The sequence below is a fragment of the bacterium genome (assembly GCA_030019025.1).
Lineage (GTDB): Bacteria > Hydrothermota > Hydrothermia > UBA1063 > UBA1063 > UBA1063.
Genome location: JASEFR010000001.1, coordinates 67576 through 91145, shown reverse-complemented (window position 1 = coordinate 91145; position 23570 = coordinate 67576). Strand labels below are relative to the sequence as shown.

Sequence of the window (23570 nt, the reverse complement as noted above, 5' to 3'; positions counted from 1 at the left end):
CCAGAGGAGGAAGTGAATATGCTGGATAAAATTTATAAAGAAGTTGAATCCAGAATGAAAAAAACCTTGGAAAATTTTGAAAGGGAAATGGCAAGATTGAGAACTGGGCGTGCTACTCCATACCTCCTTGATGGAATAAAAGTAGATTATTATGGATCCCAGGTTCCTATAAATCAGGTTGCAACTATACAAATACCCGATGCTTCAATGATTATCGTTCAGCCATGGGACAAGTCCGTAATAGGTGAAATTGAGCGAGCAATTAAAAAGGCTGGACTGGGCCTTAACCCTCAAAGTGATGGCAATGTTTTAAGGATACCAATTCCCCCACTCTCAGAAGAAAGGCGCCAAGAACTTGTTAAACTGGTGAGAAAATATGCAGAAGATGCCCGCGTAGCTATAAGAAACATAAGAAGAGATGGCATAGAACAGGCAAAGAAAATGGAAAAGAACAAGGAGATTAGTGAGGACGATTCTAAAAAAGCCGAAAAGCGCCTTCAGGAACTTCACGATAAATACATCGAAGAAATTAACAAATTAGTAAAAAATAAGGAGAAAGAAATTCTTGAAGAGTAACCTGCCTCAGCATGTTGCCATCATCATGGATGGCAATGGCCGCTGGGCAAGGGAACGTGGACTTCCACGCTACTTAGGGCACAAAACAGGTGCCGAATCTACGAGAGAAATTATAAAAATCTCTCAACAACTTGGAATCAAATATTTAACACTTTACACCTTCTCCATAGAAAATTGGCGAAGACCCAAGCAAGAAGTTGACTTTTTGATGATGCTATTAAAGAAACTAATAAGAGAAGAAGTGGACAGCCTCTATAAAAACAACGTGAGACTGGACTTCATAGGGAAAATTGATTATTTCCCAGAAACTCTGATTTATGAGCTAAAGAGAGCAAAGGAAAAAACAGCGAATTGTACAGGTTTGCAAGTGATCTTAGCACTCTCGTATGGGGGGAGGGTTGAGATTTTAGATGCGGTAAAAAGAATTATCAAAGAAGGCATCAATCCCGACAACATTACAGAAGAAGTTTTCAAAAAATACACCTATTTGCCTAATATACCTGAACCAGATTTATTAATAAGAACGGGGGGAGAGGTTCGCATCTCAAATTTTCTTTTGTGGCACATTGCCTATACGGAACTCTACTTCACAACTACCTTATGGCCCGATTTTAGAAAAGAAGAATACATAAAAATCATAGAGGATTTCAGTAAACGGGAAAGGAGATTCGGTGGTGTCATTGAAGGCTGAACTCAAAGTAAGAACTATTACTGCCCTCCTCTTAATTCCAGTAGTTTTGCTTTTAATATATCTTGGGAAATTTTACTTTGTCCTACTTGTGATGATTGCTTTCGGACTTGCGCTGTGGGAATTTCTAAATCTTTATTTGGTTAAAAAAAATCTTGCAATATACACTATATCCCTTCTCATCATTGCTATTTCTGGTTTTTACTCAGGCTATCCTTTGATTATCCTAATTACAATTTTGCTCCTTTACCTTCCCATTCCCATTTTATGGAGCAGGGATTACAAAATTAAAGAATTTGCCTTAACGGTTTTTATTTTTCTTTACACAATCATAGGAGCTGTTTCAGCGCTTATAATACGGGAAAAACTTGGAATACAGGGAATGCTTTTTTTTCTTTTTGTAATATGGATCTTCGACAGTATGGCATACATTGCCGGGTACTTCTTTGGTAGACACAAACTGGCTGAAAAGGTTAGCCCTAAGAAGACGATAGAAGGATACATTTACGGAGTCCTCTTTACAATTCCCTTCGGCTTCTTACTTCATTATTTGAAAATTACACCTTCTAATAATATATACTTCAACATCGGCCTTACTATTATAATCTCTATTCTATCCCAAGTTGGCGACCTCGTAGAATCAGCCTTTAAAAGGGAAGTCGGGGTTAAAGATTCTTCAAACCTCTTTCCGGGGCATGGCGGGATGCTTGACCGCATAGACAGTATTATTTTTACAGCACCTTATTTTGCTTTGACAACATGGATTTTGGGAATATGGAGATAAAAGAGTTCCAAAAGATCATAAAAGAAACCTATTTTAAGAAAGATTTAAAACGGGGTCGAGCGGAGACCTTTCGCTGGTTCATTGAAGAAGTGGGAGAACTGGCAAAGGCAATGAAACATGAGTCAAAAGAGGAGCTCGTGGAGGAATTTTCCGACGTGTGTGCTTGGCTTTTCTCCTTAGCTAACCTGTACGACATTGATATGGAATCCGTTATTTTAAAATACGAAAAAGGTTGTCCAAAGTGTAAGAGTTCACCGTGTCAATGTAAGGAATGAAAGCGCTATATGTCAGAGAAAAAGGCAATTTCCTATGTTATCCTTTCTTCGCTTATCTGGAGCACCTCCTTCCCTGCGGTAAAACTGGGGCTTAGTTACTTTCCCCCCTTTCTTTTCATCTTCTTCCGTTTTCTTCTCGGCACGCTTTTTTACATCCCTTTGTTCTTCGCGTTAGAAAAAAATTTTGATACCAGTATTTTCAAAGAGAAATCTATCTACCTTCTTGGCCTATTAACTTTTCTTTCCTACATCTTTCAGTATTTAGGCCAGCAATACACTCTGGCATCTCGCACTGCTCTTATAATAAACCTTTTCGTAATCTGGGTTCCCATCCTTGCGGTTATTTTCTTAAAAGAAAAACCACCAAGAAGATTTTTTTTAACCTTTGGTTTTCTCCTGCCTGGGATGTTTTTGCTCACTACAGGCAAAAACATAAAAGAATTTTTTCACTCGCAGATAATGCTCGGGGATGTTATCGTACTTCTCGCATCCTTTTGCTGGGCTTTCTACGTTGTTGTTTCTAAAAACCTTCTAAAAAAATACAATTCCCACGAAGTTAATATGGTTACCTTTGGAATCACTGCTTTGCTTTCCTTTCCTTTATCTTTTTTACTGGATAAACCAGACATAATTTTAAATTGGAAAAGTTTACTGATTGTAGTTCATCTTGCTTTGAACTGTACTGTTCTTGCTTACTATTTATACGTAACAGGTTTGAAGTATGCAGGCGCTATAAAATCCACTTTTTTCGTATCCCTTGAAGTACTCTTCAGTTTTATTGTTGCCGTAGTATTCCTCGGAGAGAAATGGGCACCCCTTGAACTGGTCGGGGGTACGATGATGCTTATAGCCGTTGCTCTCGCAGTTTGAAAGTGGGCAGAGGAGGATTCGAACCTCCGACCTCTGGTATGTGAGACCAGCGTTCTAACCAGACTGAACTATCTGCCCATGTGTTTATATATTATATTCCAGAGGGCCCGAATTTTAAACTCATATTTGGAAACATACTTCGCTCCTGTCGCTTTATAATTAAAAATATGAAAATCCTTTGGCTTGATGACGAAATCGACCTCTTAAAACCTCACATAATGTTTCTTGAGGATCAAGGAATGAAAGTTATAGGAGTTGACCACCCCCTCAAGGCACTGGAAATAGCAAAGTCTGAAGATTTTGACGTAATTCTTATAGATTACAAGATGCCCCAGATTTCTGGCATAGAATTTGCAAGGGAAATTAAAAAACTGCATCCCAATGTGCCCTTAGTACTTATAACAATGGTGCAGGATAAGGAGGTCATGGACGAAGCCTACTCCATCGACGTCTTCGATTACCTCATTAAGCCAGTCCAACCGTCACAGATTTTAGCAGTAATAAGAAAACTCGAAAGGGATAAAATTAAAAACCGAGCAGAAACACGCAGAATCTTAAACTATTACAACGCAATAAACTCCCTTGGAAACGAATGGGATGATTGGCTGGAAAAAGGGCGTCTTCTGTTCCATTGGATGGTAGAAAGCCCCGAAGATGAACTTTTGAAAGAGGAGCTAAAAACCAAAAATCAGGACTTCGCTACGTGGGTTATGAGAAATTACCCGGAACTCCTTCTTAAAGGTGATGTTCCCTTTATTTTCAAGGTTTTTAAGGATTTCGTTTTCCCTGAGCTCAAAAAAGGTGAGAGAACAACTGTGATAGTCTTTGATAACTTCAGGTTTGATCAGGCCCTGGAATTGTCAAAATCTATCCCTCCGACCTATAACGTGGAGATAAAACCCATTTTTTCGGTTTTGCCCACTGCAACACAATTTGCCAGAAATTCTCTCTTCTCTGGGCATACCCCCTACGACACGGAGAGAAGGAACCCGGGTTGGACGAGAAACAATCTGCATGAAAAGGAACTTTTAGAACAGAACCTCATCGAAAATGGGTTTAAAAACTTTCCGCACATGATTAAAAAAATAAACTCCTTGGACGCCTTCAAGCAGGAGTCTTTCAATGCTGGTTTGCCATTGGAAGTTTACGTGATCAACTTTTTTGATATGATCTTTCACCTCAGGGAGGCAGAATCCCCTCTTAGAGGACTTATAGAAAATGCAGAGGATTACGTAAGATTATGCAAATTTATTCTCGAAAGTTCTAACTTCTTAGAAAAACTACACATGCCTAAGGTTATCATCACCACCGACCACGGGTGGGTAAGAGGCGAAAAACCGGTAATAATACAGGGCGGTATGGAAGCAACGGAAGGACTACGTTTTAAATTTGGTGATTCTCTAAGAGCGATTGAAGGTAAACCAATAGAAATAATGGACCTTAAAAAATTCGGAATACCTCTCTTTGCAAGAATGCTCTTTATTGCAAAGGGGTACGACTTCTTTGTTTACAAAAGTGACCCGGGTAAATATAAGAAGAAATACATGGGGGGACTTTTCCACGGTGGCGTAAGCATTGAGGAAATGATAATACCTATTATAAAACTCAGAAAAAGGCTATCTTAATACACCGATTAACTCTTTCTTAGAAAAGAGCTTGCCCTGTAATGTTCGTCCATTGACCACTAAGATATACATTCCCTCTTCAAGCTGAGTTCCATTTGCATAACCAGTAACGGTAAAGTCCATTTCCCCATCCATCAGCAGTTTTTCGCTAAAAAAAGTCTGAACCTTTCTTCCATCCAATCGGTAAAGTTCACCAGTTGCATAAACTGGAAATTCAGGAAACTCAACTCTTACAGCAATAGCAGGAACTCCTCTTGAGGGAGCCAGAGCTTTAGAAGAAAGCGAAAGAAGGGCCCCTGTTCGTGGTGGTAAAATCTGAATGGAATTCTTCCTCCCCATAGTGTTTCCATCCTTAGAGGAGGCCCAGCTATACGGAGAATTTGAAGGCAAAAAAGGTGACAGTCTTTCAAGAGAAACGTTGAAGGAACCTCCCCATCTCATCGAATATGCCACCATATCTACAACCTGACCATAGGCATCGTAAAGAAAAATGGTATCTCCGGTGTTGTTAAGCGTTGGAAAATTTTTGAGAACCGCGCTATTTGAAACTTGAACTTCTGTTGAAGAAAAGACGTAATATGAATCCGGTTCAAGGACAATATCAGGTGCTGGTTCCGACCTTTTTACAGGATCTCCTACAAAAAAACCTTTGAGAGAAAGAGGACCATTTGAGGCATTATAAATTTCAACCCATTCCACATCTCCATTGTACATAATTTCATTTATTACCAGAGGTGGTTTCCCAGAAAAGATCGGCAAAAAAGTCGAATCCACAAACAAGTCCTGGACCCCAACCCAAATTTTAAAGGGGTAAGAGCCAGGAGGAATCAAAAGAGGTCCAATTTCAATTAAAACAGCAGAATCAGGATAGAGAAAAACGCTCCTCTCCTCTTCCGAAGGTGGTATAGCTCCTGTTATTTCATATCTCAATTTTAAAAAACCTAAAAACTCAGTCCCTATATTTAGCACCTTCAAAACAAAAGAAAGTTCACACTCTTCTAACCTTTCCAGCTTCAGTTCTTCAATTCTGATATTAAAAGGCTTAGAAACAGAATTTTCCCTACCACAGGTATTACCGCTTTCATCCTCACAATATTTCCAGTTTTCTCCATTATCTGGCCCCCAGTAATATTTTCTCTCAAAAGCAACACCGTCTCTCGTTCTAAGAGGAAATCCACTGCCGAGACCAAAGGAGGATAGAATATTCCCATTCCCGTCGATTATACAAATTGTATCATTTGAGGATAGCCCATTCCCCAGATCGGTATCTTTCGTCGTCATCACCGAAACTTCACCAGTAAGGGTATAAGGCAGATAATTTTCTCCTTCGAGTATGTATTCCCTGTCAAAGATAACCCCGTAAGATTTTGGTGGAATTTTGGTAGTAGCCTTCACTCTGGGGCAAAATTGAAGGATTTCAGTAAAAGGAACGATACTGTCTGCCTCGGCATTATCCTTGATTTTTAAAAAAGCCATGTCCACTGTATCATCATCGGGATTGTAAACCTCTACAAACTCGTTGCGGTCACCAGGGGATAATGAACCCGTTTCTGACCCTGCAGGATCGACCATCACTTCAGTAATTATCGGGTACAATAATACTAATAATATCGGAAAATTCATAGCGACAAAACAAAGGTCACAGGCCCGTAATTCACCAGTTTTACTTCCATCTTCGCCTGAAAAACTCCCTTAGAGACTCTAACCCCTTCGTTTTCAATAGCCCTGCAAAACCTTTCAAAAAACTCCCGCGCTTTTTCAGGCTCCATACACTCATCAAAGGAAGGTCGCCTACCTTTCTCTACGCTACCTTCCAACGTGAAATTAGGCACAGCAAGGATTTCCAGATTCAAATCTTTAACAGAAAGATTCATCTTACCCTTTTCATCTTCAAATATCCTGAGCTCTGAAACCTTTCTTGCCGATTTTAAAACCTTATCTTCCGTATCCCCTCTACCAAATCCCACAAGCAACAAAAGCCCCCAACCTATCTTAGAAACACAAACACCTTCAACGCAGACTTCAGCCTCTCTAACCCTTTGAATGACGATTTTCATCTTAACCTCCTGAATTTATTTTAATATAAGAATCTTGGCGTTAAAAAAGTGTGCATTGATGTGAAAAAATTTTCTAATCTTCGGCTTTGATTTAAAATAACTTTATGTTAACTCTTATCCTAATTTGCCAAATTCTAACTCCGGAACAAGTTGGCACTTACATCTCCCATATGACAAAGGCTTCGCGCATGCGCAATATGGACTCTCTTCAATTTTACTACAAAGAGTTGAGAAAAATCGCTACCCCGCCTGAGGAAAATTTCCTTAAAGCCTTCACCAGTGGACTTGCCATTTTTCTTATGATAACCTCAGACAGCCTTTATGCAAAGGAACATTACATTGACAGTGCCATGTACTTTCTGGAAGAATGCACCAAATTCAACACCGATTTCTCCGATGCTTGGGCAGTACTCGGTGCCATCTACGGAATGAAAGCTATAAAAAACCTAACACGCCTTGCCTACTGGGGTAAAAAATCAAACGAGGCATTCCGAAAGGCAAAATTACTTGACCCTCAAAATCCAAGAGCTTATTATCTTGAGGGTATTTCTTTGTTTTTCAGGCCAAAAGCCTTAGGGGGTGGGGTTGACAAGGCCCAGAAAAACTTTAAAAAGGCCTTGGAATTTTATCTTAAAGAGAAAAATCCTCTTTCCTGGGGATACCTTGAATGCAAGGCCTTTCTTGGGTTCTCCTACGAAAAGGCAAACATGAAAGAAGAAGCTTTGAAAATATATGATGAGATACTAAGGGTGGATTCTAACTACGAGTGGGTAAAAAGGGCAAGAAAAAATTTGACAAATTAGACGCCCGGTTTATAATTTTTTATAAAATGGAGGTGTGTTATGAGTTTCAAAAATTGTACAGTCTTAGTCTTGTTAGGAATGCTCTTCGCAGGTGAAGACGCAACACTGGATAAGATAATCACTACCCAATATCAGAAATACAACAAGATAAAAGATATAGCAATGACTATGATTGCCCCTGAAATAGGCGAAATAAAGGTTATGAGAAAAGGGGTAAAATCAAGAACGGAGATGGAAATGCCAATAAAAGGAGATAAAAAAATCCCTGCAATCATTGTTTTCGACAGCCTCGAGTACTGGATGATTTCACCCGTTATAGGTAAAAGAAAAATCTCCTCGAGTGAAGCAAAGATTTATGGTGAAGAAGAAAGGTGGTGGGAAGAAGCCAAACAACCTAATATTGTCGGTGATGAAAATCTCAATGGCAGGGACTGTTTCGTCATTGAGTACAAGGATGAGAATGGGAATAAAACCTACAGACTGTGGGTTGAAAAGAAGGAATATTTACTGTTAAAAAGCGAGACTACTGAAAAGAAAAACAAATTTACGAATATTTACTCAGATTTCAGAGAAGTTTATGATGATTTAAAAATGCCTTTCAAAATTGAGACTTACAAAAATGGAAAGCTTGTAAGCACAATAACCTTTAAAGAAATAAAGGTCAATCAGAATCTCTCCGACGACCTTTTCAACATTGACAAAATTGAGGTCAGACAACTCACCCCGCAAGAACTAATGGAACTTATGGAATAACGAAAAATCTAAATCTCTTCAAAATTGGAAACAGAATAATCGATTTCTGCAAGTTTCTGAATTACGCGATCGCTGTTGCTGGTCTCAATGATAAGCTGTTTTTTCTCTATATCGACTTCAAAATTCTTCTCACCAATCTCGTGAAGGGCTTTGGTGATCCTCATCCTGCAATGATTACAATGAATATCTGGGATAAACATTCTATACTTGGCCATAAATCCCCCCTTATTTAAGTCTCAAAGAATTCAAAATTACTGAAATTGAACTTAAGGCCATTGCTCCCTCTGCGATAATCGGGTGTAACAAACCCATCATTGCAAAGGGAATGGCAATGCCGTTGTACAAAAAAGCCCAAATCAAATTTTCTTTAATTTTTTTCAAAATTTGCCCAGAAAGTCTAAGAAGGTCAACAATGACCGAAAGTCCGCCTTTTAATATAACAGCATCAGAATTTTCAATCGCAAGATCTGAACCATGCGAAACTGTCACGGCAATATCCGCAGCCTTTAACGCGGGCGCATCATTTATTCCATCCCCTACCATCAAAACCTTCCCGCCACTAGATTGGAACTCTCTCAGAATATTTACCTTATCCTCTGGCTTTACCTCATAATAGATTTCGTCAATTCCAAGTCTTTCAGCAACATACTTCGCAGATTTCTCATTATCCCCGGTAAGTAGAACCGGTTTGATTCCAATTTCCTTAAGTTTCTTCACAGCAGCAAAACTCTCTTCTCTTATTTTATCTTTGAGTACAAAAAAGCCTATTTTGATTCCATTTTTTCTCACTTCAACAACAGTACCACCTTTCTCCAAATAATCAAGATAGTCGTTAACATTATCTGGCTTTCCAATGAAATATTCATCAGATTGAGACCTCGCTATAATCCCCACCCCATGGACTTCCTCTATTTCGTAACCCTCATAGGTCACCTCTTCCAGAGCTAATTTTGAAATAGCACCTGCAAGAGGATGATTTGAGAAACGCTCAAAGTAAGTAACTTTCTTTAAATCCTCTTCAGGCAAGTTTTGAAATACCACTTCAGGCTTACCTTCTGTTAAAGTGCCTGTCTTATCAAAAAGGGCATACCTCACATCCAAAAAAGTTTGAATTATTTCCGCATTTCTTATCAAAACGCCTTTCTTTGAAGCCAACACTGTACCCCTTACCAGTGCCATCGGGATAGCAAGCCCAAGGGAACAAGGACAAGCAATAACTATAACGGAGACGAATACAAAAATAGAAAAGCTAAGTCGGTTTACCGAAATTTTAACCCATGGTAATTTACCCCAAAAATTTGCAAGAATAGGCATCAAGTTATCAAAAGAGAAGTACCAGAAGATGAAACTTAGAAGCGCAAGAAACACTATGGTCGGCACAAAATAATTTGTTACTCGATCTGCTATTTTTTGAATAGGAACTCTTGAACCTTGAACCTCGGTCAAGATTTTTACAATTTCCGATATATAAGATTCGTCAGGTCTTTTTTCAACTTTAATTTTAATAAGTCCCGTTAAATTAAGAGTACCTCCGAGTACCTTGGAACCCTTTTCCTTTTCCACAGGAATTGCTTCCCCGCTGATCATCGATTCATCAACACTTGTCCTACCTTCTTCTATGACTCCATCTGCGGGAATCCTTTCGCCAGGTCTGACAATTACCAACATACCTTCTCTCAGATGGTCAGCAGGGATTAACACTTCTTCCCCATCAAGTATAACCCTTGCCTCCTTAGGTTTTAAATTTATAAGGGACTTTATTTCTCTGAAGGCTTTATCTCTTAAACTGCTCTCAATAAATCTTCCAAGGATATGAATAGATATGATCATTGCGCCAATTGTCCCGAATGACTCAATCTCGAATCCGACAATCCTAAAAGCCGAAGTCAAAAAACAAGTCAATGCTCCGATGGAGATCAATGTATCCATATTTGCGTGATAATGAGATACAGCAATCCAGGCACCTTTCAAAACATCAATACCTGCAACAAAAATAACTAAAAAGGTGAGTATGAACTCCAAGTAGTGAAAACTTGGTATATGGATACCTGCCATATGGAGGAACATCATTAAGGTGAGAGGCACCGTCGGTATAAGAGCAAGGATAAGATTCCTCAGTGTCTTTTTATACCTTTTTCGCTCAACATCCTCAGGGGAAGACATAGATACCCCGTACCCTACCTCTTCAACAGCCTTTTTTATCTCTTCTAAATCCAGAGGCTTTTCTAGAATGATAAAGGCCTGATTTGTGGCAAGATTCACTGCAGCATATTTAACTCCCGGTATTTTTTTGATTGCCTTCTCTACCGTCCTTGCACATGTAGTACAAGTCATCCCTGTTATTGTGATATTTAACTTACCAAAATTATTATCTCTCATATGAAAGAATAATAATGCAAAAATTGAGAATAAGCGGGCGGGGCAAAAGCCCCGCCCTATATTTTACCTTTTCTTGGTCTCAAGATACTTCAAAATTCCGAGGGCGGCCTTTCTCCCTGTAGCAATGGCACTTATAGCATCAGCCCTCTTTGTGACGAGATCACCACCTGCAAAAATCCCTGGAACGTCAGTCATCATATCTTCAGTCACCAGAATCTTATTTCCGGACCTATTAAATCTAAACCTTTTTCTAATGTCTTCGGGGATGAAACTCAGGTCTGGCTGTTGACCGATTGCCATTATCACAGTGTCAACTTCCATTTCATAATTTTTCTCAAAGATGGGCACAGGCTTTGGTCTCTTTGCTCCCTCTTCATACACCATTTCACATTCACAATATTTTACCACAAGTCGATTTCCCTTTCTTTCAATCTCAACGGGCAGAGTCTGCGGCATGAATTTCACACCCTCTGCAAGGGCTTCATCTTTTTCTTCCCGAGAAGCAGGCATATCTTCTATCCTTCTTCTGTACGAAATGACCACCTCTTTCGCCCCAAGCCTCAAGGCAGTTCTGGAAGAATCCATTGCGGTATCACCACCGCCAATAACCATCACTCTCTCCCCAACGAAGACCCTTTCGCCTTCGCTCACCTTCCGAAGAAACGTGACAGCGTCCATAACTCCTTCCAGATCTTCTCCTTTGATGCCCATCTTTTGCCCTATCTGGTAACCTGCACCGATAAACACTGCATCGTAATTTCTGAACAATTCATCAAAGCCTATATCTTTCCCGACATGGGTGTTGTATTTGATTTCAACGCCTTGCTCCAAAATGAATTTAATCTCTTTGGCAAGAGTTTTTTCGGGCAAGCGATAACGAGGAATTCCGTATCTTAACATTCCCCCGGGCTTTTCTTTCGCTTCAAAGACAGTAACATCCACTCCGTTCCTTCTGAGATAATATGCTGCCGAAAGACCCGCAGGCCCAGCTCCTATGACAGCAACCTTTCCCTTACCTCTCTCGGCAGTGTATCCAAGAACCTCACCGTAGTCATCGATCTGCATCGTAGCAAACCCCTTAAGATATCTGATCTGAATTGGTTCTCCCTTCTTAGTATAAACGCAAGCATTTTCGCAACGGTGAGTACAGATGATACCACACACCTCAGCAAGAGGATTATTAATGTTCATCCATTCAAGGGCCTTTTTGTAATCACCATTTCTAATTTCCCTTATATACTCGGGTATGTACATGCCCGTTGGACAACCCTGGACACAAAGGGCACATCCAAGACATCTTACTGACTCCAAATGAGCTTCATCAGCAGAAAATCCTTTAAGGATCCAGTCAAAGTCCTGAATTCTTTCCTTTGCGGGCCTTTCTGGCATCTCTACCCTTTCAAAGTCAAGGAAGTGAGACTCACCCATCTCCCACCCTGTTCCAGGACCTGTATCCATTTCCTTCGTAGGAGTTATAACGAACTCTTCTTTATTTGGCGTAACGATATTGTAATAATTAGTAAGTTTGAGAGAGCCCGTCGGACAAACATCAACACACTGACCGCAGTAACTGCATCTTCCATAATCAATTTCAGGTCTTAAACCGGAATCCCCAAGCCTTTCGGGCAATCCGGAGACCTCAACCATTTTTATAGCTTGACAAGTACAGATTTTTGCGCAGTTTCCACATCCCACACAGAGTTCCCAATCATTAGAGTGAATCCCTCTGTAACGCGTTGCAGGTTCCTTTTTCTCAAAAGGAACCCTCACCGTATGGGGTTTTCTGACTAAAAATTTTAATGCGTCTAAAAATTTGAAATTCATATTCATATTTCACCTCTCTGCATCTGGTGGACAAATGTCAAGACTAAACAAAATTGCTGAAATATCTGCAATGTTGGTACCCGGTCCAATGTGCCTCACCAATTGTAATCCGTGGGAAAAACTGGGCCCTCTCACGTGAAGTCTATAAGGTTTGACATCTCCATCCGAAACAAGATAAAAGCCGTATTCACCCTTTGAAGATTCCACCTTGACGTATATTTCACCTTCAGGGACCCTGATCTCAAAGGGATTTCTGAGCTTAATATTTACAGGACCTTCAGGTAAACTCTCCATCACTTGTCTAACAATCTTTATAGACTCTTCAAATTCCAGCCTCCTCTGCATTACCCGAGAATAAATGTCTCCATCGGTAAAAACTTGAGGTACATTGAACTCTAATTTATCGTAAACCAAGTAAGGTTCTGCCTTTCTTACATCATAAGGTACGCCAGCAGCCCGAAGATTGGGACCGGTAACACTAAACTTTAAGGCGGTTTCTTTATCCACTATTCCCACTTCCCGTGCCCTTTTTACGAAAATTGGGTGTTCAAAAAAGACCTTATCATAATCTTTGAGCCTCTTTTCCAGATAATCCATAAGTTCCAGAACTCTACCCTTATAACCTGGGTCAGGAATATCTCTCCTCACTCCACCAATCGTCTGATAAATGTGGTAAATTCTGTGCCCCGATATTTCCTCAAAACGATCAAGGATGTAATCTCTATCCCCAATCGACCAGTTGGGCAGTGTGTAAAGTCCTAAAGCACCCGCCACGCCGCCAAAGTAGAAGAGGTAAGAAGCCATTCTGGACATCTCCAGCATAAAGACCCTTAAATACTGAGCTCTAATGGGCGCTTCGATTCCCATCAGCCTCTCAATAGCCATAGCATACAATACCTCATTAACATCAGGATCAGGAACGCATATTCGCGGTATCAATGGGAAGTTTTTAATCCACATCCTTCTTTCAACCAGTTTTTCAAATGCCCTGTGAAGATATCCCAGATTAGGCTCAATCTGCAAAATCGTATCTCCTTCAGCCCATATATGATAGTTCATGTTTCCCGTCACGCCGGGATGGGCTGGACCTATAAAATACTCAAAATCAAATTCCCTTATTCTACTCATCCCTGTCCCCCCTATATGGCTGCTCCCTACGTACCCACAACTCTTCGGTATGATCCTTGACGCCATACTTTTCCTCCACATATTTTGCGGTGTTAAAGTCCTTTCTCATAGGCGGAGGACCATCCCAATCTTCAAGGATGAAACTGTCAAGTCTTGGGTGCCCTTCAAAAACAATACCAAACATTTCGTGTATCTCTCTTTCGTAATCAAAAGCCATAGGATAAATGTTAACAGCTGTAAGCATCGTCTCTTTGTCCCTCTCCAGTTCAGTTTTTATGAAAACGTGAATGTTTTCGTGGTAAAGGCTAAAAAGGTTATAAATGAGTTCAAATTTACCTCTTTTAATCCAGTCCACACATGTGATAGCAGTCAGTTGGTGAAATCCTTTATCTTTAAGATAGGCCAGCACCGGAAGAACAAGGTTTTTGGGTACCTTAGCATAAACGCGTTTCTCTCCCTGTACCCACACTTCTCCCGAGTCAGCAAGAATATTCTTCAGTTCCTCAACAATTCTTTCTTCCATACTCATTTTTGCACTCTCCATTTATTAACATCAAACAATTTGGCTTGATTCTGCTTGTACCAGTCATATCGCTCAACGTAGTCTTTCCACTTATTAGCTTTACCTTCCTCAATCATCTTTCTTAATTTGAGAAAAGCATCAATGATAGACTCGGGCCTTGGCATACAGCCAAAGATATAAAGGTCAACGGGAATGTAGAGGTCCAGATTCTTTATAACGTTGTAGGAATCCCAATAAATTCCACCATTAACGGTGCAAGAGCCAAAACCTATAACGTATCTCGGGGTGGGCATCTGCTCATAAACCATTATGACTCTCTTTAGGGTTTTAACAGTAAGATATCCTGTAATAAGAAGCACATCAGCCTGTCTCGGCGTAGCCATCGGAGCAATGCCAAACCTCTCCATATCAAATCGAGAAGTCATGGTGGGGGGCATCTCTACAGCCCCACACCCCGTGCAGAAATGCACCATCCATAAAGATCTTCCCTGAGAAATTTTAAAAAGTCCCATTTTCACCTCCAGAGGTAATACTGAAGAATTCCAAGTACAACAAGAATTAGAGGAACTCCCCAGTAAAATCTCACCGCCTGTTCAATTCTAAATCTTGGCATCACAGCGTTTACAATTACCGCCAGCATAAACACGATAAAAGTGCCTATGAAAAACCAAACAATATTCTGTGGACCGAAGAAAACGTTGATAAAAAACCCAGTTTCCACAATTATTCCAGTGGCATGCCAGAGCTGAAGAAGACCAAGGTACTTTCCCCCATACTCTACCATGGGACCAGAAGCAATTTCGTGGGGTGCAATAGGTTGATCAAAGGGTTTTTCACCGAGTAGACCGTGGAGGGCTATGAGACCTCCCAGCATTGAAAGGGGATACTTTAACCCAGCCCAATTAGGGAATGCACCTTGTTTGACAATCACATCGTAAATGGATGCTGTTCCATAGTGAACAAAAACGGGAAGAGTCGCCATGAATAGAATTATTTCATAACCGAGCATAAGAGAAAGAGCTCTTGCAATACCAATCGTAGCATTTGGATTGTTAGATTCCCCTGCTCCCAGAGCCATTCCAAGAGGACCAATAACAAGCAAATAAAGAACTACAAAAAGGTCACCCTGAAAGTGGAGAACAGGAGCCCCTTTCCCAAGAGGCATGAAGAGAAGAGTTGTTGAAATGCCAGCAAAGGCAATCACAGGGCCAAGGGAATGCATGACACCGTGGGAAGCAGTTTCTCTCTTGGAAAAGAGTTTCAACACATCAAGAAAGGCCTGGTAAAAGGGAGGGCCGTATCGGTTTTGAATTCTTGCGGTCACTTTTCTCGCAATACCCATATAAAGAAGCCCCATAAAAATTACCAAAATCCAGTATCCGGCAAGTATCAAAATCTTCATAGTTTACCTCCGGCCAGAAATGCCAAGACTATTAAAAAGAACAGGAGATACAGGGCATAATCCCTGATGTCTCCTGTGTATATCCTTCTCGTTACCTCTGAAAGGGCCTTGAAGATAGATAAAACACCATTCCAGAACTTTTCCGCGCTTAAGTTTAGCATCTTTCCAAAGGCCTTTTTCATAAAGCCATAAAATTCCTGTGCATAGTGAGAGGCAAAATCCTCATCTACCCATTCTCCCGCTGTGTAGTTATCTTCTTGCTTAGCCCTGTATGATCTCCCAGCAATAAGGTACAGGATAAAACTGAAAGCAAACATAGATGCAAGAGCAATGCCTGCCACGGGCATTTTTGCAAAACCAATCTGAGTCTTCAGGCTATCAAAGGTAAAGAAAACATCATGATCAAACACAGGTTTTGTAAAACCATAAATTTTTTCAAAAATGACCCCCGGAAATACACCAAAAACAATGAGGGGGATAAGGAAGATTATCGTTGCAATTACATATCCCACAGGTGCTTCTTTTACGTCACTGTGTTCCTTATGAAGTTTCCCAAGGAAAATAGAATGAACCAGTTTATAAGAGTAAAGGAAGGCAGTGATAGAGGCAAAGAAGACCAGACTAACCAAAAAGAGGTCCCCTTTCATTATAATTGCTTCATATAAAAGCCATTTGCCAGGAAAACCTATGGTAGGTGGGATTCCCGATGCAGCGATTATCCCTAAGAGAAGGCCGATAAAGGAAACAGGCATCTTCTTTATAAGTCCACCCATTCGACGCAAATCCGACGTACCCAGTCTGTAGATTACTCCGGCAACCGTTGTAAAAAGGACTCCTTCAAATACAAAATGAGCGACGGAATGGAAAATTCCCGCAGAAAAAGAGTAGGGTGTAAAGAGACCAAGTCCCACAAGCACATATCCCAGCTGACTAATGCTGGAATATGCAAGCAGTTTTTTGGCATCGTCGGACATAAAGGCATATATTCCGCCAAGGAGCGCAGTTATACCACCAATCCAAGCAAGAATTTCAGGAAGATAAAAATTATTTTTGAAAAGTTCGGCAAAGGTCTCCACCATTAATATTACAAGTCCATAGATCCCCACCTTTGACAATCCCGCTGAAAAAAAGATGGTAAAGGAATCGGAGGCAGAGTAATAGGCGTCAGGTGCCCAATTGTGGAAAGGCATAGTGGCAATTTTAACAAGGAACGGTAAGGCAAGAAGGGTATAGATTGCAATCTGAGTAAGAGTTGAAACATCTCGAAGTCCGCCAAAGCTGATGTTTCCCGAATATTTGAATTTTAGAAAAAGTCCGCCAAGGTATAAGTAAGCTCCTACGAGGGAATAAATCATATACTTAAGCGCAGTCTTTTTGATATCGCCCCTCACGCCAAAAACCAAAATGGCAAAAATCGCTAATGACATAAGTTCAAAATTCATGTAAAGCGTTAAAAGATCCTTTGCCATAAGGGTGAGTGACGCAAAGCCGAATGCCAAAAAATAGTAGAGGTAAAAGAATGGGCTCCTTTCCTCATGAAGTAGCGGAAGAAGGGAAAGAACAAAGGAAGCGATGATAATCCACAGGAAAAATTGGGATACATCAGTCAAACTAAAGGACATGGCAAACACACCCATTCTAATAAACTCCAAAGAACTCGGTTTAAGATAAAGAAAGGCAAAGATCAAGGTTCCGACAATCCCAATAATAATGGAAACAACTCTCAAAACTCGGTGAGAAAGGGCTCCAAAAAGGGCCAGAAAACCAGCTAATATAGCCAAAAGGGCTAAATTTATGTTGTACATCATAACCCTCCAGCAATTATGCTAATATAAATTGCTTTATTGAGCAGTGCATTTAATGCCCTATTCAACCACGAAAAGGTGAAGATCGGATAAAAACCTTGATATACGAGGAAAATGGAGAAAATCACAAGAGAAAGGGTAAGAAGTGGATTTAACGTCCGGCAAACACTTTCCCCTCCAAACAGATTGGTAATCACTCTGAAATAGTAGAAGGCTTCCACCATAAAAATAAGAATTATCAGGAAGAATAGCACCAGCAGGTTGGACCTCAGTAATATCCCAAGGATTTCAATCTTTGCCCAAAAACCGAGGGTAAAGGGGAATCCCATAACAGATAGGGCACCAATAGCGAACATCAGGTTTGAAAAAGGATTCGCACCTTTAACATCAATCGTCGCATTTTCACTCATATTATCCATATTGGCAAAGAGTAAAGCCTTTGCAATAGCATGATTGACAGTGAGTAGAATTGCAGAAAAGAAAGCTTCAGGATGAGAAACCATTCCATAAAGAGCAAAGGCAAGAACAGTGAGCCCCATCTGCCCAATGGAAGAATATCCCAGCATCCGCTTAAGATCTTTTTGAGCAAGGGCATTGAACTCTGCAACAATAAAAGTGAGAAGGCCAAATGCAAGGAGAAGTTTATAGAAAAGGGGATCATCAAAAATCAAGAAGGTAATTCGGAAAAGAAGGTAAATAGCAGATTTGGATATCAGTGAAGAAAATTGGACTGCAATTCGATTGTAAGCGCCCTGATAGACATCGGGAGCCCAGGTATTGAGGGGGAAAAGCTCGGCTTCTACAAAAAGTCCAACGAGCATGAACATTCCGGCAAGATAGACAATGCCATTTTTTGCATTCTGCAATTTCAAGGCCACATCTGCCATGTTGAGGGTTCCTGTAACCTTGTAAAGGATAAAAACCCCAAGGAGATAGAATGATGAGCCAATACTTCCAATGATCAGATACTTAATAGCACCTTCAAGGGCATGTTTTTCCTTTCTTGAGCCAGCAAGGGCATAGGAGGAGATAGCGAGTATTTCAAGAAAAACAAAGGAGTTAAAAAGGTCACCCGTTAGAATGATACCCGATGCACCAAGTAGGTTCAATAAAAAGAGGGTGTGAAATCTGTAATCCTGCTCCTCGAGAAGATACGAAAAGGCTATAAAAAGACCGATGGCATTTACAAGAATCAAGAAAAATAGAGAAAAATGATCGACTGCCAAGTTTATACCGAAAGGAGGTCTGAATCCCCCCGTCTTTATAACAACAGGAATGAAATCCATTTTTAGAAAATGAGTTACAGCCACATAAAGATTGAAGGCAGGAAGGATTAGCGTGGCAAAAGCGGGTAGTCTTTTGTGCAAAAGGCCCAGCAAGGGCATCAAGAAGGCAAAAAGAAGCAAAAGGGCAATAATTAAAATTGGACTTACCATTTTAACTCCTTTAGTTTCTCAACATTGACCGTTCCATATTTTTCTTTAATTCTTATAACGAGAGCAAGTCCAAGACCCAGAAAGGCTATTCCGATCACAATGGCTGTAAGCACAAGGGCCTGAGGCACTGGATCTACAACCTTTTCATAAATTTCAGGATATAGGGAATAAATCGGTGCCGTTGCACCCCTTATATAGCCGAGCGCCACGATGAGGATATTAATACCACTATCCATTATGGAAAGTCCGAGAAGCATCTTAAAGAGATTTTTCGTTGTTAGGATAACCAAAATTCCCATAACAATCAAATAGATGGGAACACCGTAAAAGATCCAGCTTTCAATGTTCATCGCTACCCTCCTTTAAATTTTTCAATGCAGATGTCGTTTCACTTCCAACTTTGAACCCGATAAGGATGTAGATAATGGGGATAATCCCTGCACTCACAAGGTAACCAGGCTTTCCCGTTTTAAGAAAATTCCCGAGGAAAGATTTGACGTAGTAAAGCCCAAGAAGGCCGACCAACACGTAGAAGGCACCCGCAAGAACCTCGGTAATGGTAATATGGAACTTTTTGGGACTGAAGTGTTCTTGGGTGACAAAAAGCAAAAGGAAGGCAGTAGCTATAATAACACCACCTGGAAATCCACCTCCTGGTGTTAAGTGCCCATGGAGGAAAACATAAGCCCCAAAGAGGATTATAAGCGGCGCAAGGTACCTTCCTCCTGTTTCCATGATCAGAGTGGGCTTAGGGGGTTTCACCTTCTCCACCTTCAAGCCAATCAACGTGAAAGCAAGAGCAGTAACGGATAGAAAGAGGACTGTAACCTCGCCAAGGGTATCAAACCCCCTGTAAATAGTTACGATAGAGGTTACAATGTTAATTCCCCCCAGGTCTTTTACCCCTTTTTCGGCGTAGTATCTGGCAACACCAGTCAGAACGTTTTCACCAAAGGGAAAGTAGGCAGAAAAGACTGAATAAACAAAAAAGCCAAAGGCAATTAAAATCAAAAAATAGATAATTTTTCTAATCATCCTCTCTCCTCCCCACGTGTTTCAACGCAAAAATAAAAAATCCCGTCGTTAAAGCAGCACCCACAGAAGCTTCAGTAATAGCGACATCGGGAGCTTGAAGGATAAGAAAGAATATAGAGGCCACAAGACTAATTACGGCCGAAGAGAGCACGCCGATAAGGAGATCCTTTGTAAGCCACAAAATAAATGTTGATACCACGACAAGAAGTGCAAGAACCACACTAAAAATAACAACTGCTTCACTCATTTTTGTTCTCCTTTATATACTCCGAAAATTTGTCAACCACGCTTTTATCCCAGAGTTTTACGCCCCTTATATATGACGCTCTACCTATGGAATGAGCAGAAATGGGGTTAGTAAACAGCAAGAAGAGTACAATCAGCAAACACTTAACTAACCATGCAGGCTCTATAATTCCAATTCCCGTTATGCTGAGGATTGCTCCGAGGGTCACCGCCTTTGTTGAAGTCTGCATCCTGTTGTAAACATCGGGCATCCTAATTAGTCCTAAAGAAGAGAGAAAAACGAAAATCCCGCCAAGGATAAGAAAGGCTTCTCCAATGATGATCCTAATCATACTCCCCCCTCAAGGTATCTTGCAATGGTTACTACTGCTATAAAGGATAGAACCGCATAAACAAGAGCAACATCCAAGTAGATATACCTATCAAAGACAAGGGAAAGAAATACGAGAACAATGGTAGTAATAGTAGTTAAAATGTCTGTAGATACAACTCTGTCCGACGCTGTGGGTCCTAAAATGAAACGGAGGCTTGAGAGCAAAACCGCAAGCCCCAATAAGGAAACAAAGATATACACGACTATTCCATGAACTTGAGCAAACATTTCTCAAACACCCCCGGTATCATTTCACTTGCCTTTTCAACATCCTCTGTCTTTACATCAATCCAGTGGATGTACATTTCATCACCATCCACCATCATCGTAAAAGTCCCAGGTGTTAGAGTAATTGAATTGGCAACGATGAGTTTCCCGAGATTACTTTTCATCCTTGTCTTCACTTTAACAATTCCCGGATTAATAGGCCTCTTAGGATGAATGACCCTGTAAGCGACATCCAGGTTCGCCTTTACCATCTGCCAGAGTAGAAAGGGAAAGAAATAGACAATTCCACATAAAACTTTTTTAGGAGTTAAATTGGCTAATCCCTCCGTGGTAAACAGATTGTGAGTGAAAAGGGCCAGGAGTGCTGAAACTACAACCCCCGTGGCCAGTTCGTCGATCCGGATTGTCCCTGTAAGGGCAATCCAGACCAGGAGAAATATTATGGTTGTGTACAACCATTTGGACAAGGCTTTCAAATTACGCCTCCTTTTTCCATATAAAAACTCAATATTTCCAGTTCCGATGGAAGTTCTATGTACCTCACCCACACATCCTTGGGGAAGGGTCCCCTTAAAAGCACAAAACTCAAAATACCTCTGATTCCTGCAGATATAATCTTATCCCTTACCGCATCGCCCGCCTCTTCTGGTACAGTAACAATTGCCATAGAAATACCTTTTTCCTTCACAATTTTATCAATGTCATTGATGTGATAAATGGGAATCCCGTTGATCTCTTTTCCAACCAATTCTGCCTTTATGTCAAAGCCACCAACAACCTTGAAATTGAACTTTTGAAATGGGTAGTTTAAAAGTGCCCTTCCAATATTTCCAATACCAACCACCGCAATGTTTCTCGTCTTATCAAGTCCCACAATTTGTCGGATTTTGGGAAGGAGAACAGAAATTGAATAACCCTTCCCTCTTTTACCAAACTCTCCAAAATACGATAGATCTCTCCTAACAAGAGAATCGGAAACCTTGCAATAAGCTGCAAGATCCTTCGACTGGATTTCATCCCTGCCCTGCTCTGCAAGCCTCTGCATGCACCTTAGATAATGAGTCAGCCTCCTCAGAGTGTTTTCAGGAATTCTTCCCATTTCACCTCCTTGTTAATTTTTTAACGAGTATTATTATCCATCGATGGGGGTAAACTGTCAAGTGCAAGTTTAAACTTGCACGAATGAAGAAGAAAATCTAACTAAAACAAACACTTATCCAACATTCACATCCATCAATATGTAAGCAAGATCTTCTTAACACCTTTAATCTCACCAGAAAATCTCACAAAATAAATACCCCCTCGGAGGCCAGAAATTCTAAGTTCACCTCCGTTTGTAAGTGTACTGACATAACTTCGCCTACCGCTAACGTCAAATATCTCAATTCCAATTTCTCCATTGATTCCCGTTGCCTTAAGTACAATATCCCTACCCTGGGAGAGGACAAAGAATTGAGGCTTGGCCACATCACCCAAATTGAGGATCGAACCATCATAAGCCTCAAAGTTATCAACAGCCATGAAAGAACTCCCACCATCAGCATAACCAACGAATTTAAACTGGATATAATGTACAGACTTGCCTTTGGTGAGGTAAATTGGACCTCCCGTTACCGCTTGCCACCCCGAAGGCGTAGTGTAAACCGTTTTGTGAAGAATCCATCCACCATCATCAATCTTATAATAAATCTGCAAGGAGTCGTTCCCGTCATAGTTGTAGTAATTAAACCTGTAGGAGATGAATCCTGAGGTCACATCCCTTTTGCACCGGGGCGATGTTAATTCACCAGTTGAACCAGAAGGGTCAGAGCTTTGGAAGTAGAAGATATTGCGCGTTCCATTATCCGGAACTCCTGCATCAGAAGGTGTTCCACCGTTCCATAGATTGTTAGTCGTTATCCAACCGGGGGGCACCAGGCCTTCTTCAAATTCTTCTCGAAGGATGCCCGTAGAAGGAAGGGGAACCTGCCTCAGGAAAACATCATCAACTAATAGATAAGACTTATCCACACTAACATTTCTAAAACCTATATAGACCGTTTGTTCCCTATATTCATCTAAACTGAAGGTTAATCTTTGATAAGAAGCAGGCAATACCCCAGCGTATATTCTGCTTATGGTAGAATCGGGTTCAGGCGCACTGAGAAGCCAGATCTCCAAACTCTCAGGATAGTCTGGCGAAATTGAGGTAGCAAAAACGCCGATGGAATTGTTTACAGTATCAAGAACAGTAACTGCTGGAGATATTAACCAATCATTGTTACCATTCTGATTCCATCTGCAACCTGCAAAATACCATCCAGAATGGCTGTAATTAATTCCTGTATATAAAGTCCACGTATATCATCCATCTCTATCACGGTCAACGGTCGTCCATCCTGCCTCGGAAAGGCTGTTAATGAAATCAAAGTCTTGTGCGTAGGTGGTGTGATTAGGAAATAAATAAATGTAGTAGTCGGGGAATGTGTCATTACTCCTTATTGAGTCATTAGAAAGGGAGGTCCAAAATTTGGTTAAAATTAGACCTTCCCTTGAAGGTTCGAAACTCAATGATAGGCTTGTATAACTCTTATTAGAAACGGATGGAAAAACGTTGTAATTTGTACCGGCAAAGTAGACTATCGTTGGAACCTGACTTTCATCAAAATTTCCAAAGTTGTAAACATTGTATTTGAGTGTTTCCTGCTGAAATACGCAATATGGAAGAGTTGGAAAAACCATCTCCCACGCAGAGACATCGTGGAGCTGTTCAAAGTGGCC

General features: G+C 40.7%; 28 protein-coding genes and 1 tRNA gene. 8 read left to right on the top strand and 21 right to left on the bottom strand.

Annotation, left to right across the window (positions count from 1 at the left end):
• Nucleotides 1-18 precede the first annotated feature (18 nt).
• From frr to QMD82_00485, 5 genes are read left to right on the top strand one after another with little or no spacing between them, the layout of a single operon-like run.
• Complete coding sequence (frr, locus tag QMD82_00505) at nucleotides 19-576, top strand: ribosome recycling factor (protein MDI6850409.1); 558 nt, start codon at nucleotides 19-21, stop codon at nucleotides 574-576.
• Nucleotides 566-1267 carry an isoprenyl transferase gene (locus QMD82_00500; GenBank protein ID MDI6850408.1) on the top strand — a complete coding sequence of 234 codons (702 nt, stop codon included), beginning with the start codon at nucleotides 566-568 and terminating at the stop codon, nucleotides 1265-1267. The genes frr and QMD82_00500 overlap by 11 nt, the downstream gene beginning before the upstream one ends.
• Nucleotides 1251-2048 (top strand): phosphatidate cytidylyltransferase, encoded by a 798-nt coding sequence (locus tag QMD82_00495; protein ID MDI6850407.1) that lies wholly within the window; start codon nucleotides 1251-1253, stop codon nucleotides 2046-2048. The genes QMD82_00500 and QMD82_00495 overlap by 17 nt, the downstream gene beginning before the upstream one ends.
• The gene (locus tag QMD82_00490) at nucleotides 2039-2323 is read left to right on the top strand and encodes a MazG nucleotide pyrophosphohydrolase domain-containing protein (GenBank protein ID MDI6850406.1); all 285 of its coding nucleotides are present in this window, start codon (nucleotides 2039-2041) and stop codon (nucleotides 2321-2323) included. Before QMD82_00495 ends, QMD82_00490 begins: the two co-directional genes overlap by 10 nt.
• Nucleotides 2324-2332: 9 nt before the next feature.
• Complete coding sequence (locus tag QMD82_00485; GenBank protein ID MDI6850405.1) at nucleotides 2333-3193, top strand: DMT family transporter; 861 nt, start codon at nucleotides 2333-2335, stop codon at nucleotides 3191-3193.
• A gap of 3 nt (nucleotides 3194-3196) precedes the next feature.
• Here QMD82_00485 and QMD82_00480 read toward each other — a convergent pair.
• A tRNA-Val gene (locus QMD82_00480) sits at nucleotides 3197-3271 on the bottom strand.
• An 89-nt stretch (nucleotides 3272-3360) separates the two neighbouring features.
• Between QMD82_00480 and QMD82_00475 the strand changes: the two genes are divergently transcribed.
• A complete protein-coding gene (locus QMD82_00475) occupies nucleotides 3361-4818 on the top strand; it encodes a bifunctional response regulator/alkaline phosphatase family protein (GenBank protein ID MDI6850404.1) in 1458 nt (485 codons plus the stop codon).
• Here the strand turns inward: QMD82_00475 and QMD82_00470 are convergent.
• Both QMD82_00470 and dtd read right to left on the bottom strand, forming a co-directional pair.
• Nucleotides 4810-6441 (bottom strand): lamin tail domain-containing protein, encoded by a 1632-nt coding sequence (locus QMD82_00470; GenBank protein MDI6850403.1) that lies wholly within the window; start codon nucleotides 6439-6441, stop codon nucleotides 4810-4812. The two genes, QMD82_00475 and QMD82_00470, sit on opposite strands and share 9 nt — an antisense overlap.
• Nucleotides 6438-6875, bottom strand: a complete 438-nt coding sequence (dtd, locus tag QMD82_00465; protein MDI6850402.1) for a D-aminoacyl-tRNA deacylase — start codon at nucleotides 6873-6875, stop codon at nucleotides 6438-6440. Before dtd ends, QMD82_00470 begins: the two co-directional genes overlap by 4 nt.
• Before the next feature lie 104 nt (nucleotides 6876-6979).
• On the opposite strand from dtd, the gene QMD82_00460 reads away from it, so the two are divergent.
• Both QMD82_00460 and QMD82_00455 read left to right on the top strand, forming a co-directional pair.
• Nucleotides 6980-7678, top strand: a complete 699-nt coding sequence (locus tag QMD82_00460) for a hypothetical protein (protein MDI6850401.1) — start codon at nucleotides 6980-6982, stop codon at nucleotides 7676-7678.
• A gap of 39 nt (nucleotides 7679-7717) precedes the next feature.
• On the top strand, nucleotides 7718-8431 hold the full coding sequence (locus QMD82_00455) for an outer membrane lipoprotein-sorting protein (GenBank protein MDI6850400.1): 714 nt from the start codon (nucleotides 7718-7720) through the stop codon (nucleotides 8429-8431).
• Nucleotides 8432-8439: 8 nt separating this feature from the next.
• On the opposite strand, the gene QMD82_00450 is transcribed toward QMD82_00455, so the two are convergent.
• The 18 genes from QMD82_00450 to QMD82_00365 all read right to left on the bottom strand — a co-directional run.
• Nucleotides 8440-8646, bottom strand: a complete 207-nt coding sequence (locus tag QMD82_00450) for a heavy-metal-associated domain-containing protein (GenBank protein ID MDI6850399.1) — start codon at nucleotides 8644-8646, stop codon at nucleotides 8440-8442.
• A 10-nt stretch (nucleotides 8647-8656) separates the two neighbouring features.
• The gene (locus tag QMD82_00445) at nucleotides 8657-10810 is read right to left on the bottom strand and encodes a cation-translocating P-type ATPase (GenBank protein ID MDI6850398.1); all 2154 of its coding nucleotides are present in this window, start codon (nucleotides 10808-10810) and stop codon (nucleotides 8657-8659) included.
• A gap of 63 nt (nucleotides 10811-10873) precedes the next feature.
• Nucleotides 10874-12640 (bottom strand): FAD-dependent oxidoreductase, encoded by a 1767-nt coding sequence (locus QMD82_00440; GenBank protein MDI6850397.1) that lies wholly within the window; start codon nucleotides 12638-12640, stop codon nucleotides 10874-10876.
• Nucleotides 12641-12643: 3 nt separating this feature from the next.
• A complete protein-coding gene (locus QMD82_00435) occupies nucleotides 12644-13762 on the bottom strand; it encodes an NADH-quinone oxidoreductase subunit D (GenBank protein MDI6850396.1) in 1119 nt (372 codons plus the stop codon).
• Entirely contained in the window at nucleotides 13755-14285 is a 531-nt protein-coding gene (locus QMD82_00430; GenBank protein MDI6850395.1) for an NADH-quinone oxidoreductase subunit C, read from the bottom strand. Before QMD82_00430 ends, QMD82_00435 begins: the two co-directional genes overlap by 8 nt.
• Nucleotides 14286-14287: 2 nt before the next feature.
• A complete protein-coding gene (locus QMD82_00425; GenBank protein ID MDI6850394.1) occupies nucleotides 14288-14797 on the bottom strand; it encodes an NADH-quinone oxidoreductase subunit B family protein in 510 nt (169 codons plus the stop codon).
• Between the two features lie 2 nt (nucleotides 14798-14799).
• Nucleotides 14800-15687, bottom strand: a complete 888-nt coding sequence (locus QMD82_00420) for an NADH-quinone oxidoreductase subunit H (protein MDI6850393.1) — start codon at nucleotides 15685-15687, stop codon at nucleotides 14800-14802.
• Nucleotides 15684-17495, bottom strand: a complete 1812-nt coding sequence (locus tag QMD82_00415) for a proton-conducting transporter membrane subunit (GenBank protein MDI6850392.1) — start codon at nucleotides 17493-17495, stop codon at nucleotides 15684-15686. Before QMD82_00415 ends, QMD82_00420 begins: the two co-directional genes overlap by 4 nt.
• Nucleotides 17492-18928 carry a proton-conducting transporter membrane subunit gene (locus tag QMD82_00410; protein ID MDI6850391.1) on the bottom strand — a complete coding sequence of 479 codons (1437 nt, stop codon included), beginning with the start codon at nucleotides 18926-18928 and terminating at the stop codon, nucleotides 17492-17494. The genes QMD82_00415 and QMD82_00410 overlap by 4 nt, the downstream gene beginning before the upstream one ends.
• Nucleotides 18922-19278: a sodium:proton antiporter gene (locus QMD82_00405; GenBank protein ID MDI6850390.1), complete on the bottom strand. Its 357-nt coding sequence runs from the start codon at nucleotides 19276-19278 to the stop codon at nucleotides 18922-18924. The genes QMD82_00410 and QMD82_00405 overlap by 7 nt, the downstream gene beginning before the upstream one ends.
• Nucleotides 19268-19963 (bottom strand): MnhB domain-containing protein, encoded by a 696-nt coding sequence (locus tag QMD82_00400; protein MDI6850389.1) that lies wholly within the window; start codon nucleotides 19961-19963, stop codon nucleotides 19268-19270. The genes QMD82_00405 and QMD82_00400 overlap by 11 nt, the downstream gene beginning before the upstream one ends.
• Complete coding sequence (locus tag QMD82_00395; protein ID MDI6850388.1) at nucleotides 19956-20210, bottom strand: DUF4040 domain-containing protein; 255 nt, start codon at nucleotides 20208-20210, stop codon at nucleotides 19956-19958. Before QMD82_00395 ends, QMD82_00400 begins: the two co-directional genes overlap by 8 nt.
• Nucleotides 20203-20541, bottom strand: coding sequence for a monovalent cation/H(+) antiporter subunit G (mnhG, locus tag QMD82_00390; GenBank protein ID MDI6850387.1), 339 nt, complete (start codon nucleotides 20539-20541; stop codon nucleotides 20203-20205). The genes QMD82_00395 and mnhG overlap by 8 nt, the downstream gene beginning before the upstream one ends.
• A complete protein-coding gene (locus QMD82_00385) occupies nucleotides 20538-20810 on the bottom strand; it encodes a monovalent cation/H+ antiporter complex subunit F (protein MDI6850386.1) in 273 nt (90 codons plus the stop codon). The genes mnhG and QMD82_00385 overlap by 4 nt, the downstream gene beginning before the upstream one ends.
• Nucleotides 20786-21286, bottom strand: a complete 501-nt coding sequence (locus tag QMD82_00380; GenBank protein MDI6850385.1) for a Na+/H+ antiporter subunit E — start codon at nucleotides 21284-21286, stop codon at nucleotides 20786-20788. The genes QMD82_00385 and QMD82_00380 overlap by 25 nt, the downstream gene beginning before the upstream one ends.
• The gene (locus QMD82_00375) at nucleotides 21283-21909 is read right to left on the bottom strand and encodes a redox-sensing transcriptional repressor Rex (protein MDI6850384.1); all 627 of its coding nucleotides are present in this window, start codon (nucleotides 21907-21909) and stop codon (nucleotides 21283-21285) included. The genes QMD82_00380 and QMD82_00375 overlap by 4 nt, the downstream gene beginning before the upstream one ends.
• 134 nt (nucleotides 21910-22043) lie before the next feature.
• The gene (locus QMD82_00370) at nucleotides 22044-22970 is read right to left on the bottom strand and encodes a T9SS type A sorting domain-containing protein (protein ID MDI6850383.1); all 927 of its coding nucleotides are present in this window, start codon (nucleotides 22968-22970) and stop codon (nucleotides 22044-22046) included.
• Between the two features lie 183 nt (nucleotides 22971-23153).
• Nucleotides 23154-23570, bottom strand: a 417-nt coding sequence (locus QMD82_00365) for a hypothetical protein (GenBank protein MDI6850382.1), incomplete at its 5' end; no start/stop codon positions are given.

Excerpts from the sequence above, each read along its gene's own strand:
- QMD82_00440 (MDI6850397.1), bottom strand. The coding sequence starts at position 12,640 with ATGAATATGAATTTCAAATTTTTAGACGCATTAAAATTTTTAGTCAGA.
- QMD82_00385 (MDI6850386.1), bottom strand. The coding sequence starts at position 20,810 with ATGTTTGCTCAAGTTCATGGAATAGTCGTGTATATCTTTGTTTCCTTA.
- QMD82_00455 (MDI6850400.1), top strand. The coding sequence starts at position 7,718 with ATGAGTTTCAAAAATTGTACAGTCTTAGTCTTGTTAGGAATGCTCTTC.
- dtd (MDI6850402.1), bottom strand. The coding sequence starts at position 6,875 with ATGAAAATCGTCATTCAAAGGGTTAGAGAGGCTGAAGTCTGCGTTGAA.
- QMD82_00400 (MDI6850389.1), bottom strand. The coding sequence starts at position 19,963 with ATGATTAGAAAAATTATCTATTTTTTGATTTTAATTGCCTTTGGCTTT.
- mnhG (MDI6850387.1), bottom strand. The coding sequence starts at position 20,541 with ATGATTAGGATCATCATTGGAGAAGCCTTTCTTATCCTTGGCGGGATT.
- QMD82_00420 (MDI6850393.1), bottom strand. The coding sequence starts at position 15,687 with ATGAAGATTTTGATACTTGCCGGATACTGGATTTTGGTAATTTTTATG.
- frr (MDI6850409.1), top strand. The coding sequence starts at position 19 with ATGCTGGATAAAATTTATAAAGAAGTTGAATCCAGAATGAAAAAAACC.
- QMD82_00485 (MDI6850405.1), top strand. The coding sequence starts at position 2,333 with ATGTCAGAGAAAAAGGCAATTTCCTATGTTATCCTTTCTTCGCTTATC.
- QMD82_00415 (MDI6850392.1), bottom strand. The coding sequence starts at position 17,495 with ATGATGTACAACATAAATTTAGCCCTTTTGGCTATATTAGCTGGTTTT.
- QMD82_00405 (MDI6850390.1), bottom strand. The coding sequence starts at position 19,278 with ATGAACATTGAAAGCTGGATCTTTTACGGTGTTCCCATCTATTTGATT.
- QMD82_00490 (MDI6850406.1), top strand. The coding sequence starts at position 2,039 with ATGGAGATAAAAGAGTTCCAAAAGATCATAAAAGAAACCTATTTTAAG.
- QMD82_00475 (MDI6850404.1), top strand. The coding sequence starts at position 3,361 with ATGAAAATCCTTTGGCTTGATGACGAAATCGACCTCTTAAAACCTCAC.
- QMD82_00395 (MDI6850388.1), bottom strand. The coding sequence starts at position 20,210 with ATGAGTGAAGCAGTTGTTATTTTTAGTGTGGTTCTTGCACTTCTTGTC.
- QMD82_00430 (MDI6850395.1), bottom strand. The coding sequence starts at position 14,285 with ATGGAAGAAAGAATTGTTGAGGAACTGAAGAATATTCTTGCTGACTCG.
- QMD82_00375 (MDI6850384.1), bottom strand. The coding sequence starts at position 21,909 with ATGGGAAGAATTCCTGAAAACACTCTGAGGAGGCTGACTCATTATCTA.
- QMD82_00445 (MDI6850398.1), bottom strand. The coding sequence starts at position 10,810 with ATGAGAGATAATAATTTTGGTAAGTTAAATATCACAATAACAGGGATG.
- QMD82_00470 (MDI6850403.1), bottom strand. The coding sequence starts at position 6,441 with ATGAATTTTCCGATATTATTAGTATTATTGTACCCGATAATTACTGAA.
- QMD82_00450 (MDI6850399.1), bottom strand. The coding sequence starts at position 8,646 with ATGGCCAAGTATAGAATGTTTATCCCAGATATTCATTGTAATCATTGC.
- QMD82_00410 (MDI6850391.1), bottom strand. The coding sequence starts at position 18,928 with ATGGTAAGTCCAATTTTAATTATTGCCCTTTTGCTTCTTTTTGCCTTC.
- QMD82_00460 (MDI6850401.1), top strand. The coding sequence starts at position 6,980 with ATGTTAACTCTTATCCTAATTTGCCAAATTCTAACTCCGGAACAAGTT.
- QMD82_00435 (MDI6850396.1), bottom strand. The coding sequence starts at position 13,762 with ATGAGTAGAATAAGGGAATTTGATTTTGAGTATTTTATAGGTCCAGCC.
- QMD82_00425 (MDI6850394.1), bottom strand. The coding sequence starts at position 14,797 with ATGGGACTTTTTAAAATTTCTCAGGGAAGATCTTTATGGATGGTGCAT.